Below are 14,419 nucleotides of genomic sequence, written 5' to 3'. Positions count from 1 at the left end.
TGTCGAGAAGGTTCACTTGACGGCGCCCGCGGTGAGCCCGCGGATGTAGTAGCGCTGCAGCAGAAGGAAAAGTGCGAGGCACGGCGCCATCATCAGCATCACGCCGGACTGGACCGCGCCCCAGTCGATGGTGCCGAACTGCCCGGAACGGACGGCCGCCATCATCACCGGCAGGGTGTATTTCTTCTGATCGGTCAGCAGGATCAGCGCTGCCAGGAACTCGTTCCAGGAGGCCAGGAAGGCGAAGATCGCGACCGTCGCCACGCCCGGCAGCACGAGCGGCAGCATCACCTTGCGCAGCATCAGCAGGACCGAGGCGCCATCGACGCGGGCGGCGTCCTCGATCTCCTTCGGCACGGCGTCGAAGGCGTTGCGCATCATGAAAATCGAGAACGGCAGATGCAGCGTCACATAGATCAGGACGATGCCGGGGAGCGTGTTTTGCAGGCCGAGCTTGGTCAGGATCAGGAAGAGCGGCGTCAGGATCGACTGGAACGGGATCATCACCGTCGAGATGATCAGCACGAACAGGACGTTCTTCAGCGGGAACTTGAAGCGCGAGAAGCCATAGCCCGCCAGCAGGCTGATAATGACCGTGACGACCACGGTCGCCGCGGCAACGATCAGGCTGTTGCCGGCATAGGTCCAGATGCCGACGCCGTATTTCGCCAGATTCTCGTAGCTTTGCGTGCTGAAGCCCTCGACTGGCCAGGGCGGCAGCGGCGGGCGCGCGGCTTCCGCCGAGGATTTGAACGAGACCAGTGCGCTCCAGGCGATAGGCGCGATGAAGAGGAGCGATATGAACAGGCCGATCGCATGATAGCGCGTCGCGGCGAAAAGGCGGCGTCGAGCAGTGGCCACCTTACGGACCTGGCGCGCGGACATCATGCGCCCTCCGGCGTACGCAGCAGGCGCAGTTGCACGACGCTGATGGTGACGAGGATGAGCAGCAGCACCATCGACATCGCCGCGCCGTAGCCGAGGCGGAAGGAGACGAAGGATTGGCTGAAGATCCAGTAGACGGCGGTGACCGTGCTGTTCTGCGGCCCGCCATCGGCGATGATGTAGAACTGGTCGAACGCAAGCATCGAACCGGCTACCGAGAGGATCAGCGCCAAGGCGATCGTCCGCCGCATGAGCGGCAGGGTGATGCGGCGGAAGCGCTGCCAGGACGAGGCGCCATCCATGCGCGCCGCCTCCTGGACCTCCGAGGAGATGCCCTGCAGACCGGTGAGCAGAATGATCATGTTGAAGCCGGCCGTCTTCCACACGACCATGGCGGTGATCGACCAGAAAGTCGTGTCAAAGGAAGCGAGGAGATTGACCGGCCTTTCCGTCAGCCCAAGCCGGTAGGCCAGCGGCGAGAACAGGCCGACATCGACATTCATCAACCAGGCCCAGAGCAGGCTCGCCGAGCCGAAGCCGATCACGACGGGCAGGAAGATCGCCGTGCGGTAGAGCTTGATCAGCGGCCGCGCCTTTTCGGCGAAGAGCGCGAGAGGGAAGGCGACGGCGAAGATCGCGATGGTGACGATCACCGTGTAATAGCCGGTGAAACGCATCGCGTTCCAGAAGCGCTGGTCGCCCATGAGGTTGAGGTAGTTGGCGAGGCCGATGAAGCGCGGCCGGCCGAGCAGCGGCCAGTTGTGCAGCGACATCCAGAACGCCATCCCGAGCGGGACGAGGAAAAAGACAGTCACGAGCAGCACCGCGGGCGCCACGAACAGCAGCCCGGCCATTTGCTGGCGGCGCAGGCGCGAGCCGCGCCGCGTGGCGGATCGTTGCAGGGCGGGAACGGGCTGGGTCATCTCGAATGATCCGGCAAGGTTTGGAGGGCGGGCTCCGGCAGGCGCTGCGTCATTCCGGGACGGCTCGCAGGGCCGGGCCTGGAACCCAGAGCCGATGTCATCGGAATTGAAGTCGAGCGTCATCCGCAGCCTCCCCATCGGACGCATCGGTTCTGGGTTCCGGGCTCGCTGCTGCGCAGCGCCCCGGAACGACGAGGGCGGCGAGCTATCGCCCGCTTACTTCCCCGACTGGTCGATGATCGACTGCATCGTCTTCTCGGCCTTGACGAGCGAGCCCTGCACATCGTTGCCGAAGAACACCTCGTTGAGCATCTGCTTCCACGGGCCAGTACTGCTGTTGATGATGTCGTTGTAGACCGGCGACGAAGGCGTCCGGCCAATCTTCATCGCTTCGGTCGCGATCAGATAGCGCTGGTCGAGGTCCTTCACCGCCTCGGGCGCGACGTCGGCCCGCGTCGGCAGGCTACCGAGCTTGGCCAGCAGGGTCTGGCCTTCGAGGGAATAGACGAAGGTCAGGAATTCCTTCACGGCGGGGAGGTTTTTGCGACCCGCGGTGACCACGAAATTATCGCCGCCGGCGAACGAGGCTTTGCCGCCGGTTTTGCCCGGCAGGAAGGTCACGCCGAACTCCACCTTGGGGTAGTTCTTGACGAGATTGCCGATCGCGAACGCCCCGATCGGCGACATACCGATCCGGTCAGTGGCGAAGCCGCCGAAGAAATTCGAGCCGGGATCGGTCTTGGCGCTCTCGGGCACATAGCCCTTGGCGACGAGGCCGCGATAGAGCGCCACCGCATCGTGCATCTGCGGCGTGTTTAACGTCGCCTTCTTGCCGCCATCGGACAGGATCTGGCCGCCTGATGCCCAGACCAGCGGCATGAAGGTGAAGGCGTTACAGCCACCGCAGGCACCGGAGAAATAGAAGCCGCGTATGTCGCTGCCGATCGCGTTGACCTTGCCGGCATAGTCCTCGATCTCGGCCCAGTTGGTGGGACCCTTCTCGGGGTCGAGGCCGGCCTGCTTGAACAGCTTCTTGTTCCAGAGCATCACCGAAGCGTCGGCCGACATCGGCACGCCGTAGATCCGGCCTTCATAGGTTCCGGCTCCGAGATGAGCCTTGGAGAGCTGGTCGAAGAAGGGGAAGCCCTTTACCAGGTCGGTCAGGTCCTCGAGTTGCCCGGACGCGGCGAAGGCCGGCGTATAGACGAGATCGAGCGAGAGCAGGTCCGGCGCCGAGCCACCGGCAGCCGAGATCGCGTATTTCTGCACCATCTCGGTATTCGGGACGATCTGCAGCTCGATCTGCGTCTTGTGTGCGGCGTTGAACGCCTTCACCAGCGAAGGCATGAAGGCCTCGCTGCTTGAGCGCGACCACATCGTCAGTTTCTGCTGTGCCAGGGCTGTGCCGGCCGATGCCTGCACGGCAACGAGGGCGAGCAAGGCTGCCTTGAATCCCTTCATCTGTGTCTCCTCCGATTGCGGCCCTGGTTTTTGTGGCCGTTTTTGTTCGCGTATGGGGCTCGCTAGGACGAGCGTATGATCAGGCTGCAGGGTAGCTTCCAGACTCCTGTTTCGATCGCCTCGCCATTGACCAGCCGCACCAACGCCAGCCCGGCCTGCCGGCCCAGTTCCTTCAGGTTCATATCGACCGTCGTCAGCGGCGGGCGCGTCTCCTTGGCGACGATCTCCCAATTGTCGAAGCCGACCACCGAGACGTCGCGGGGCACGTTCACCCCGCGCTCGCGCAGCGCGTCCACCACGCCCCGTGCGATCTGGTCATTGCCGCAGAAGATGCCGTCCGGTTTCTCGTTGCCAGACCATAGGGCCTCGACCGCCTGATGGCCCCAATGCTCGGACCAAGAGCCGAACAGGACCTTGTCCTCGGCCGAGACCCCGGCCTCTGCGAGCGCCTGCGTGCAGGCGAGCGCCCGTTCATGCACCACCTCGAATTCGGACGGGCCGGTGATATGGGCGATACGACGGCGCCCTTGAGCCAGCAGATGATTCGCCGCCGCCGTCGCACCCTGGTGGTCATCCGGGACCAGTGTGACACCATCGCTCGGGCCGGCGGTCAGCGCATAGACGACGGGCACGGAAAGATGGGCGAGATCCACCGGCAGCGGCTTGTCGATGCGCTTGCCGGTCGCGATGATACCGTCGACCTGCTTGTCGAGCATGGCATCGACATGAATCCTGGCGAGGTCGGGATTGTCACCGATCGCGCAGAGGAAGACCGATACGCCGTGGTCGATCAGCCCTTCTGAGATCCCGGCCATCAGCGGCAGGGTGAAACGGCCATAGGTATCGTTCGTCAGCAAGCCGACGCTGAAGCTGCGCTTGCGTGTCAGACTTCGCGCCAGAGCGTTGGGCCGGAAGCCGAGCTCCCGAGCGACTCGCTTGATGCGGTCGCGCGTTTCGAGGGAGACGCGCCCGGTGTCGTTGAGCGCCTTCGAGGCCGTGGCGGTGCTGACGCGCGCAGCTTGCGCCACGTCGTAAATCGTCACCCGCTCGCTCGACACTGTGCTTGACATTCGCCGCATTGACCTGAGAAACCGGTTTCTCAAGTGGCTTACCAAAGATATGCGCAATGAGAAACCGCTTTCTCAATCTCGATTGCAGTTCTTCTGATTCCTGCGGGTGCCCTGGGCTCTTGTGCCTGCCGTCCGGCGCCGCGAATTCCTCCCGAACTTGACCAAGCGCATGAAACCGATCCGTCTCGCCCTGGTCGGGCTCGGCAAGATCGCGCGCGACCAGCACCTGCCGGCGATCGCGGCCACGCCCGGAATCGAGCTCGTCGCGGTGGCGAGCCGCAATGCGCGTCTGGATGGCGTCGATGGTTTCGCGACGGTCGAGGAGCTTCTGGCCGACGTCGCCGATGTCGATGCGGTCGCGCTATGCACGCCGCCCATGCCGCGGCGCGATCAAGCGCTGGCGGCGCTCGCTGCCGGAAAGCATGTCCTGCTGGAGAAACCGCCCGGCGCTGCCGTGAGCGAGCTCGCTCCCTTGAGGATGCTGGCGGAGCAGCGGGGTCGGACGCTCTTCGCCGCCTGGCATTCGCGCTTCGCTCCCGCGGTCGAGCCGGCGCGCGCCGTTCTGGCGCGGCATCGGGCCTGCCGCGTCACGATTCTCTGGAAGGAGGATGTTCGCGTCTGGCACCCGGGGCAGGACTGGATCTTCGAGCCCGGCGGCCTTGGCGTGTTCGACCCCGGCATCAATACGCTCTCGATCCTGACGGCGATCCTGCCTGAGCCGGTCTTCATGGCCGGCGCCAAACTGGATTTCCCGGCCAACCGGGAAGCGCCCATCGCGGCGGAACTCGAACTCGCGACCGCGTCGGGCTTGCCGATCCACGCAGTATTCGATTTTCGCCAGAGCGGCGAGCAGATCTGGTCCATCGAGGTCGAGACCGATGTGGGTCGCCTCGTGCTGAGCGCGGGCGGAGTCCAGCTGAGCCATAATGGCGAGGCTCTCGTCGACGAGCCGGAGCAGGAGTATCGCGGCGTCTATCACCGCTTCGTCGAGCTGGTCCGCTCCGGCGCCAGCGATGTCGATACTGTGCCGCTGGCGCTGCTGGCCGACGCGTTCATGCTCGGCCGGCGATCCATCGTCGAAGATTTCGCGTGGTGAGAACGAGGTTGCCCGAGATGTCGGAGCCTATTTCGCGCGATGTTTTTGGGGACCTGCCCGACGGGCGCCCGGTCGAGCGCATCACGCTTCGCGGCGAGGCCGGCTTCGCCACCTCGATCATCACCTGGGGCGCGGCCGTGCAGGCTCTCTGGGCGCCGCATCGCGACGGGCGGTGCGACGACGTGGTACTCGGCCACGACACGCTGGAGCCCTATCTGACGCGGCGGGATTTCTTCGGGGCGACGGTCGGGCGCTATGCCAACCGCATCGCCGGCGCGACCTTCACGCTCGACGGCGTCCGGCACGAACTCGACGCCAATGACGGCAGGAACACTCTGCATGGTGGCGCGGATGGCTTTGACCGGATGCTCTGGACCGTCGAGAGCATCGGTTGCGACCCGATGCCGTCGCTGACGCTCAGCCATACGAGCCCGGATGGGGCGGGCGGCTTTCCGGGCGCCCTGGCGGCGCGGGTCCATTTCCGGCTCACCGGCCCGCAGGAACTGACGATCGCATTCGAGGCGACGGCCGATCGCCCGACGATCCTCAGCCTGACGCATCACGGCTACTTCAACCTCGGCGGGGCGGTCGGCGGCGGCGACATCCTGGATCACGAACTGACGCTGTTCGCCAATCGCTATCTGCCGGTCGATGCCGGCCTGATCCCGCTCGGCGCACCAGCGAATGTCGCCGGTACACCATTCGACTTCCGCTCGCCACGGACGATCGGCGCCGCCATCCGCGCCGACCACGAACAATTGCGGCGCGCTCGCGGATACGACCACTGCTTCGTCCTGGCCGACGAGGTCTCGGCCGCGCCGCGGCTCGCGGCCCGCGTCGTCGACCCGGTCTCCGGCCGTGCCCTCGACCTGATCACCGACCAGCCTGGCCTACAGTTCTACTCGGGCAACTTTCTCGATGGCGGTTCGGGAGGGAAAGGCGGGCGCCTCCATCGCCAGTCCGAGGCCTTCTGTCTTGAACCACAAGCTTGGCCAAACGCACCCAACCGGCCGGACTATCCGTCCACGAGACTGGATGCAGGCGAAGCCTACCGCCGCAGCACGACCTTTCGTTTTCATACGGTCTAGGTTCGCCAAAAGCTGTGTCGTTGCCGTCGAGCGCCAAGAGCTGACTTCAACTCAGCGCCAGGAAGCGGAGTATGCACGTGCTAGCAGCGCAGCGGAAAGTTCCCCCGCTCGCCGCGACCGAAGAAAGTAGGTGGGACCTGTCCGCGCTCATCTGAAATTGCATCATTCAGCCTTTTCCGGCTCTCGCGACCACTCTGCCCACCCGTTCGGCGAAACCGCACGCATCGGCGGGGGGCTCGTCATCGAGCACGCGGGCGGTGTCGAGGAGAAGATGAGCGATGTCAGCGCGCAGGGCACCAAAACAATCGGCCGGAAGCGGCCATCGAGGAACGGTTTAACGAGACCGGGCCCCTGCAGCCAAGCCCGCTCAGCCCTTACCCTGAGTGAGTCGGGCGGTTCAGTAGTTCTTGCGAGATCAGCTTCGCAACCCCGGTGACGGCGGTGCGCAGCGTCTCGATGCGCGAGCGATCTTGGATGCGCAGAAAAGGGATGCTGACCGCTGCCACAACCTTGTTCTGCCGATCATGAACCGGAGCTGCGACCGCCATCACGCCAACTGAGAATTCACCATCGTCGAGGGCCGAGCCTGACCGCCTGATCTGGGCGAGACTCCTGCCGATCTCCTCGGGTTCGCACATCGTCCTGTCTGTATAGCGCGGCAGTGGACTGTTCAGGATCCGAGCAATGTCGCCGCCGTCCATATGAGCAAGCAAGATCCGGCTGGCTGCGCCGGCATGCAGCGGCAGGCGCCGACCAGGTTTGACGGTCAGCCCATAGGCGCCGGAACTATGCGCAACCGCGATGACCAGGACGCCGTCGCCATCCAGCACCGAGAGCTTGCTCGCCTCGCCTGTGGCTTGAGAAAGGCGCTCGAGATGAGTGTTGGCGAGTTTGACCAGCTCGGAATCATGCCCGGTCACGACATTGGCGGCCAGGGACAGAAGACGCGGCCCGAGCAGGTAGGAGCCCGAAACGCTCCTCCTGACGACGTCTCGCGCCTCAAGGGTATTCAGGATGCGGTAGACGGTCGAGCGCGGCATATCGAGAAACTCGCTCAACTCGCGGATCGAGGTGCCGGCCGGGCGCCGCTCTATGATCTCCAGCAGGTCGAGCATGCGCTCGATCACCGGAACCTGGTTTCCCTCGCGCCGCTTCGTGCCCGCCGCGTCGGTCGCTTCGCTCATCGTGATCAACCTTGTCTCCCTTGCGGCCGGCGCCGCTGCAGGACGTCGGCGGCGGTGTCAAACTTTAGCCGGCCGAGGCAACCGACGCCCAGCATCGATTTACAATTGACAGCCCGAACAATCGGCAGATGATTACACAGGAACTGATAAAGTTCAAATGGGAACTGATAACCGCTGGTGCTCCTCGCGTCGTCCGATGCGACGGGGGACGGACCGGCCGCGAGGAACGACATGACGGGCACTACAACGAACGGCTTCAGGATCATGCACACGATGATCCGGGTCGGAGACCTGGATCGCTCGGTTGCATTCTACTCGCGGCATTTTGGCATGACCGTCGTCAAGAAAGTCGATGTGCCCGAGGCGAAATACACCAACGTCTTCATCGGCTACGGCCGCGAGTCGAATGATCCGATGATTGAGCTGACATATAATTACGGCATATCAACCTACGAACCGGGCAACGGCTTCGGCCATCTCGCGATCGGTGTCCGCGACCTCCACGGTGTGTGCCAGGCATTGCGGGAGGCCGGCGTTCGGATCGTGCGCGAACCCGGACCGCTCAAGTTCGGCACCGTGCACATCGCCTTCATCGACGATCCGGACGGCTACCGCATCGAGCTGATCGATCTCGGCACCGGCGATTACGCGGGGCCCGCCGCCTGAACCGAGGCGGCCTTCAGGGTGACACTTCAACCACAGTTCCAACAGATCGGCACCCGAGCCGGCTCCCGTGAGGACACGACCATGACGGCTTGCAGCCCCGAAACGATCCAGTTGCTGAAGCGTGTGCCGACGGCGGCGATCACCGGCATCCTGCTGAAGAAATACGGGCTGCGCATGCGCGCCATTCCGGGCATCGGTCCGATCGATCCGGCCCATTGCCGCTTCGTCGGCCCGGCCTTCACCCTGCGCTATGTCCCGATGCGCGAGGATATCGCCTTGACGGTCGACATCGGCAATCCCGCCAATGCGATGCTGCAGGCGACGCAGCAGATCCCGGCCGGCAGCGTGTTCGTCATGGACATGTGCGGCGTCGGCGCTGTCGGTGGGCTAGGCGACGTGCTGACCACCCGCATGAAGGTGCGCGGCGTGGTCGGCGTCGTCGCCGATGGCGGCATGCGCGATGTCAGCGAGATCCGAGCCTTGGGGATGCCGACCTTCTGCAAGGGGCCGGCCGCCCCGGCGAGCCCCTCGGCGCTCATCCCGATGGCGATCCAGCAGCCGATCGGCTGCGGCGGCGTGCTCGTCTTCCCCGGCGACATCATCGTGGGCGACGAGGATGGGGTGGCCGTCATTCCGGTTCATCTGGCCGCCGAGGTGGCCCAAATGGGCGTCGACAAGGAGGCGCTGGATGGATGGGTCCGCGACCGCGTCGCTGAGGGCGGCGACATTCTCGGTCTGTATCCGCCGAACGAGGCGAACCTGGCCAAGTTCGAGGCCTGGAAGGCAATGCAGGGTTGATCTTCCGGCAGCCTTCAGAAGCAGAACATGCGCGTCCACATCCAGAACCATCCCGATGACGGCAATCCGCGTGCGACGCTGGCTCAGTGGCAGGACGCGGTGGCGAGGGCCGGGCAAAAGGCTCATGGCCTGGAGATCAGCTTCGGCGAAACCGCAGCCGATTTCGCAGCCGTCATCGGCGAAGTCGACGCACTGATCACCACCTCCCGGGTGGTGCAGAATTACCTGCCCTCCGCCGAGCCGACGCAACTCAAGCTGATCTTCCTCACCCATGCCGGGGTCGATTCACTGGCGAAGGGCCGCTTTATTCCGGCGGGCGTTACGCTGCTGAACAACAGCGGCGCCCATGGCGTCAAGGCGGCCGAATACGCTCTGATGGCCGTGCTGATGCTGGCCAACCACATGCCGCTTTTTGCGGGGCAGCAGCGCGAGGGCCGCTGGCACCGGAAGCTGGCCTCCTCGGTGGCTGGCCGCCGGGCGACGATCGTCGGCCTGGGCGCCATCGGCGGCGTGATCGCGCAGCGCCTGAAGGAGCTCGGCCTGCATGTCACCGGGGTCAGGACGAAGGCCGAGCCGCACCCGCATTGCGACGACGTCATCGCGACGGATGATCTTGACCGCATCCTGCCCGGCACCGAATTCCTTGTCCTGATCGCGCCGTTGACGCCCCAGACGACGCATCTGCTGGACCGAAGGCGGATCGCGCTGCTGCCTCCGCAGGCCGGCGTGGTCAATATCGGCCGAGGCGAACTCGTGGAGCAGGATGCCCTGCTCGATGCACTGGATGCCGGCGCGCTGGCAGGCGCGGTTCTAGACGTGGCGACGCCGGAGCCGGTCCCGGCCGGGCACAGGCTCTGGACAACGCCCAATCTCGTCCTGACGCCGCATATGTCGTCCGGCGACCCACTGACCTACATCCCGCGCAGCCTCGATATCTTCCTAGACAATATCGAGGCCTTCCGTGCGGGCCGCCCCCTTCCCAACGCCGTCGATCTTGCACGCGGCTACTGAACCGGACGGGTCTTCTCATGCGCTTCAAGCCTTTCGGCAAGACCGGCCTTTCCCTTTCGCAGATCGCGCTCGGCGGCCATGAATTTCTGAAGAGCGGGCTGTCGCGCGGTTTCAACGAGAACTTCGCCCAGGCCGTCACACGCGGATATGTCGCGCCGGGTTTCGGCGGGCCCAAGCGGCTCGAGATCCTGAAGGCGGCCTATGATCTCGGCATCAACCTCTTCGACGTCACGATTGACTCGGAGAAGGAGGCGCTGGGTCGCAACCTGTCCGAACTGCCGCCGCCCTATCCGGTCTATGTCCAGACCCGCCCCGAAGGCATGTGCTACGGCTACGATCCCGGCAACCGGCAGATGCTCGACTACTCATTGTTGCGAGCCGAGACCGAACGCGTTCTGAAGCTGATCCGCCGCCAGATCGTCGACTTCTTCAATATCGGCCTGATCAATGGATCGATCGACGAGACGCCGGACTATATGGCGCGCCTCGCCGACAATCTCGCCCGCCTCAAGCAGGACGGCCTGATCCGTTTTGCAGTGGCCGACTCCCATGCCGGTGAAAGGCTTTACCTCGCCGAGCTGGGCTCCGGCGGCTTCGATGCGGTCAATCTCGATCTCAGCCTCGGCGAGTTCGACGGTTTGCACGCAGTGGTTCCACGCGCGCGGGAACTCGGCCTCGGCGTCATCGCGCGGGAGGTCTTCTTCAAGGGGGAACTGTTTCCGATCGCCGAAGAGGTGGGATTGACCGACCGTGCGGCCGTGGCGCGAACCGCGCTGGCCTGGGTCGGCCGCCAGGACACGGACGTGATCATACTTGGCGTCGACAATGCAGAGCAATTGCGGGCCAACGCCGCGACCCTCGACGCTGGACCAGCGGCTCTCGACGAGAACCTGCAGTCCAGGCTCCAGGCGGGCGCCGGCTTCAAAGCCTATCGCGACAGACGAACGGAGCTGTTTTTCGAGCGCCGATAAACGGCCGCCATCGCAGACGCATCGGGCCCGCCCCGATGCAAGCAAATTCTTGACAGGCCGCGCCCGACCGCCCACGATCATAACAGAACACGATCTATTCAAATAGGAACAGATACACCCAACCTGGTCGCCGCCAGAGCGACCGGAATCAGAACGATACCGTCCGGGCAAAAGACCCGGCGGCAACAAAAATAAAAACGATCTCAGGGAGGACCGACAGTGAGATACAGGACGTTCAAGCTCCGCCTGGCGATGGCCGCGGCTGCTATCATCTCGGTGACGCCAGCGCTGGCGGGCGAAATCAACTGGTGGGTGTCGGAGCCCGGCCGGGTCAAGGCCCAGCAGCTTGCGACCGAGTTCGAGAAGGAGAACCCCGGCATCACCGTGAAGCTGCAGGCCAACCCCTATGGTGGCCTCGAAGGCAAGGTGATGATCGCGGTGAGGTCCGGGCTGCCGCCCGATATCATCGAAGTTCAGAACTCATGGATCCCGTCCTATCAGGCCACGGGCGCCCTCGAGGAGGTCGGTGCCGCGATCGGGCAGAGCGTGCCCTTGGGCGATTTCGTGCCCGCGACGCTGGCAGCGACTTCAGTCGACAACAAAGTCTATGGCCTACCTTTCCAGGCCGAGGCCTTGGCGATGCTCTACCGCAAGGATCTGTTCCGCGAGGCCGGCCTCGATGACGGAAAGCCGCCCCAGACTTGGGACGAGATGATCGAAGTCTCGAAGAAGCCGACCTATACCAGCAAGACGGGCCAGCGCCGCTATGGCTACGGGATCGCCGGCGGCGGAGCCGAAGGCCAGGGCAACACGCTGTATCGCTCGCTGCCCTATATCTGGATGAATGGCGGCGACATCCTCTCCCCCGACATGAAGAAGGCGACGCTCAGTTCGCCCGAGGCGGTGGCGGGCGTGAAGTTCTATACGGACATGCTGACCACGCTGAAGGTCGCGCCTCCCTCGACGCTGGAGAATGGCGGCCTCGAACTGCGTCGCCTGTTCATGGCCGGCACCATCGCGATGTATCAGGGCACGCCGACGGAACTGGAACGCTTCGCGCAGGACGCGCCCAATTTGGATTACGGCGTCGCGATCATGCCGTATCCCAAGGGCAAGCAGACCTCCGCATTGCTGGGGGGCTGGGGCTTCATCGTGCCCAAAGCCGGAAAGAACAAGGCCGAGGCGCTGAAGCTGCTCCAGTTCCTCGCCAAGCCCGAGCGGCTCGCGCTCTACACGCGCACCTTCCCGACCACCACGACAGCGATGAACCTGCCGCGCTTCGCCGATCCGAGGCTCGACGCGTTCAAGGTGATGCTGACCCATGCCCGGCCGCAACCGGCCATCGGCACCTGGCTCGAGATTTCCAGCGTCTACTACAAGAGCGTCCAGGAGATCCTGATCGGCGGGGCTACGCCGCAGGCCGCGATGGCCGCCGCCGACAAGGCGATCGACGCGATCCTGAAGAAATAGCCGCCAAGGCGCCACGTCAGGCGCTCGCATGCGCCGACGTGGTGGCCCCGGCATGCCCCTCCGCGCCGCAGCGTGACGATGATGTCCAACACAGCACAGAGCTTGGCCCCGATCCCAGTCCATTCGCCGCCGCGCCCGCCGGAGCGTCATGCCGACGCCCCACGCGGGCGGATCGGGCGCTATATCGCCGCCCATAAGGACGGGCCGATCTTCTTCATCCTGCCAGCGATCGCACTCCTGGCGACCTTCATCATCTACCCTATCATCTCCACGCTGATCTTGAGCGTTACTGACGGCAGCGGCGCCTTCGTGGGCGCGGCCAACTACGTCAATATCATCGAATCCGACCGCACGGCGCGTGCCACCGTCAACACGATCTATTTCGTGGCTTCGTCGATCATCCTGCAACTCGTGCTCGGCACGGCGGCCGGGATCGTGCTGAACGAGCGGTTCCGGGGGCAGGCCCTGGTCCGCGCGCTGACGCTGATCCCCTGGGTGATTCCCGGGGTCGTCGGCGCCATGACCTGGGCCTGGATGTTCCATACCGACTATGGCGTGATCAACTATGTGCTGATGTCGAATGGGCTCGTCGACGAGCCGGTCCGTTGGCTGACCAATCCCAGCATCGTGCTGCCGGCGCTGACGGCCGTGAACGTCTGGAAGATGTTTCCCTTCGTGGCGATCATGGTTTTGGCCGGGCTGCAGTCGATCCCTGTCTCGCTCTACGAGGCGGCGAAGGTCGATGGCGCGACCTTTCGCGACGAGGTCCTCTACATCACCTTGCCGCAGCTGCGCCCGATCCTGGCTTCGATCACCCTGCTGCTGATCATTGCCGGCGTGAACTCCATCACGATCATCTATGCGATGACCAAGGGCGGTCCGGCCGACCGGTCGCTGATCACCTCGATCCAGATTTTCGTCGAGGCGTTCCAGTACTTCAACTTCAACCAGGCCAGCGCGCTCTCGGTGATGTTCTTCATCGTCTCCACCGTGTTCATCGTCGCGCATATCTGGTTCGACGGCCGCCGGAAGGACCGCTGAGATGAAGGCGCGCAGTGCCTGGGTCTATCTGCCGGTCCTGATCCTCGTGGCGATCACGGTCGTGCCGTTCTTCTGGATGATCGTCTCGTCGTTCAAAAGCCTGGCCGAGCTCTACCATATCCCGATCACATGGCTGCCGAAGCAGACGACGTTCGCGAACTACCAGAAGGTGCTCTTCGACTCGAACGTGCCGCGGTATTTCTGGAACAGCACGGTCGTCTCGCTGGGTTCCACCATCATCGCGCTGATCTTCGCGACCCCGGCAGCCTATGGCTTCTCGCGCTTCGAGTTCAGGGGGCGCTCGCTCTGGCAAATGCTCATCCTGATGTCGCATCTGCTCCCGTCGGCCGCCCTGATCGTGCCGCTCTACATATTCCTGGGCTACCTCAACCTGCTGAATTCGCTGATCGGGCTGATCCTGGTCTATCTGGTTCTCACCCTGCCGCTCGCGATCTGGATGCTGACGGGTTACTTCAAGAACATCCCGGTCGAACTGGAGGAAGCAGCGATCATCGACGGCGCCTCGCGCTTTACGATCCTGCTGCGGATCATGCTGCCGCTGTCGCTGCCCGGTATCGTCGTGATCTTTCTCTATTCCTTCGTCGCGACTGATCCACCCCCGTTGAATTGGTCCACCCTGAAGTATGTCTTTTGGCAGACAGGAGGACCGATATGCCGAAGAAGCGCCACAAGCCCGAAGAGATCGTCGCAAAGCTGCGTCAGGTCGATGTGCTGGTCTCGCAAGGGCAATCCGT

The 14,419-nt window shown here is 64.1% G+C and carries 14 protein-coding genes and 1 pseudogene; 9 read left to right on the top strand and 6 right to left on the bottom strand.

Annotation, left to right across the window (positions count from 1 at the left end):
• Window positions 1-12: 12 nt before the first annotated feature.
• From AC1DEZ_RS22630 to AC1DEZ_RS22615, 4 genes are all read right to left on the bottom strand, one after another.
• The gene (locus AC1DEZ_RS22630) at window positions 13-888 is read right to left on the bottom strand and encodes a carbohydrate ABC transporter permease (protein WP_476780764.1); all 876 of its coding nucleotides are present in this window, start codon (window positions 886-888) and stop codon (window positions 13-15) included.
• Window positions 885-1,808 carry a carbohydrate ABC transporter permease gene (locus AC1DEZ_RS22625; protein WP_476780763.1) on the bottom strand — a complete coding sequence of 308 codons (924 nt, stop codon included), beginning with the start codon at window positions 1,806-1,808 and terminating at the stop codon, window positions 885-887. Before AC1DEZ_RS22625 ends, AC1DEZ_RS22630 begins: the two co-directional genes overlap by 4 nt.
• Before the next feature lie 216 nt (window positions 1,809-2,024).
• Complete coding sequence (locus tag AC1DEZ_RS22620; RefSeq protein WP_476780762.1) at window positions 2,025-3,269, bottom strand: ABC transporter substrate-binding protein; 1,245 nt, start codon at window positions 3,267-3,269, stop codon at window positions 2,025-2,027.
• A 62-nt stretch (window positions 3,270-3,331) separates the two neighbouring features.
• A complete protein-coding gene (locus tag AC1DEZ_RS22615) occupies window positions 3,332-4,348 on the bottom strand; it encodes a LacI family DNA-binding transcriptional regulator (RefSeq protein WP_476780761.1) in 1,017 nt (338 codons plus the stop codon).
• A gap of 160 nt (window positions 4,349-4,508) precedes the next feature.
• Between AC1DEZ_RS22615 and AC1DEZ_RS22610 the strand changes: the two genes are divergently transcribed.
• Together AC1DEZ_RS22610 and AC1DEZ_RS22605 are read left to right on the top strand one after the other, a co-directional pair.
• The gene (locus AC1DEZ_RS22610) at window positions 4,509-5,435 is read left to right on the top strand and encodes a Gfo/Idh/MocA family protein (RefSeq protein ID WP_476780760.1); all 927 of its coding nucleotides are present in this window, start codon (window positions 4,509-4,511) and stop codon (window positions 5,433-5,435) included.
• A 17-nt stretch (window positions 5,436-5,452) separates the two neighbouring features.
• Entirely contained in the window at window positions 5,453-6,523 is a 1,071-nt protein-coding gene (locus AC1DEZ_RS22605; protein WP_476780759.1) for an aldose epimerase family protein, read from the top strand.
• A gap of 374 nt (window positions 6,524-6,897) precedes the next feature.
• On the opposite strand, the gene AC1DEZ_RS22600 is transcribed toward AC1DEZ_RS22605, so the two are convergent.
• A complete protein-coding gene (locus AC1DEZ_RS22600) occupies window positions 6,898-7,707 on the bottom strand; it encodes an IclR family transcriptional regulator (protein WP_476780876.1) in 810 nt (269 codons plus the stop codon).
• A 5-nt stretch (window positions 7,708-7,712) separates the two neighbouring features.
• Entirely contained in the window at window positions 7,713-7,973 is a 261-nt protein-coding gene (locus AC1DEZ_RS22595) for a hypothetical protein (protein ID WP_476780758.1), read from the bottom strand.
• Here AC1DEZ_RS22595 and gloA point away from each other — a divergent pair.
• The 7 genes and pseudogenes from gloA to AC1DEZ_RS22560 all read left to right on the top strand — a co-directional run.
• Complete coding sequence (gloA, locus tag AC1DEZ_RS22590) at window positions 7,972-8,373, top strand: lactoylglutathione lyase (RefSeq protein WP_476780757.1); 402 nt, start codon at window positions 7,972-7,974, stop codon at window positions 8,371-8,373. The genes AC1DEZ_RS22595 and gloA overlap by 2 nt on opposite strands.
• Window positions 8,374-8,454: 81 nt before the next feature.
• The gene (locus AC1DEZ_RS22585; RefSeq protein ID WP_476780756.1) at window positions 8,455-9,171 is read left to right on the top strand and encodes an RraA family protein; all 717 of its coding nucleotides are present in this window, start codon (window positions 8,455-8,457) and stop codon (window positions 9,169-9,171) included.
• Between the two features lie 27 nt (window positions 9,172-9,198).
• Window positions 9,199-10,182, top strand: a complete 984-nt coding sequence (locus AC1DEZ_RS22580; protein ID WP_476780755.1) for a D-2-hydroxyacid dehydrogenase — start codon at window positions 9,199-9,201, stop codon at window positions 10,180-10,182.
• Window positions 10,183-10,199: 17 nt separating this feature from the next.
• The gene (locus AC1DEZ_RS22575) at window positions 10,200-11,153 is read left to right on the top strand and encodes an aldo-keto reductase family protein (RefSeq protein ID WP_476780754.1); all 954 of its coding nucleotides are present in this window, start codon (window positions 10,200-10,202) and stop codon (window positions 11,151-11,153) included.
• Between the two features lie 219 nt (window positions 11,154-11,372).
• Window positions 11,373-12,623: an ABC transporter substrate-binding protein gene (locus AC1DEZ_RS22570; protein ID WP_476780753.1), complete on the top strand. Its 1,251-nt coding sequence runs from the start codon at window positions 11,373-11,375 to the stop codon at window positions 12,621-12,623.
• Window positions 12,624-12,701: 78 nt separating this feature from the next.
• On the top strand, window positions 12,702-13,664 hold the full coding sequence (locus AC1DEZ_RS22565; protein WP_476780752.1) for a carbohydrate ABC transporter permease: 963 nt from the start codon (window positions 12,702-12,704) through the stop codon (window positions 13,662-13,664).
• A 1-nt stretch (window position 13,665) separates the two neighbouring features.
• Window positions 13,666-14,211 (top strand): annotated as a pseudogene (locus AC1DEZ_RS22560) (carbohydrate ABC transporter permease); the annotation flags it as partial.
• Window positions 14,212-14,419 lie beyond the last annotated feature (208 nt).

This window comes from Allobosea sp. 10L422, assembly GCF_056395345.1.
This window is presented reverse-complemented; position numbering and strand designations above follow the sequence as displayed.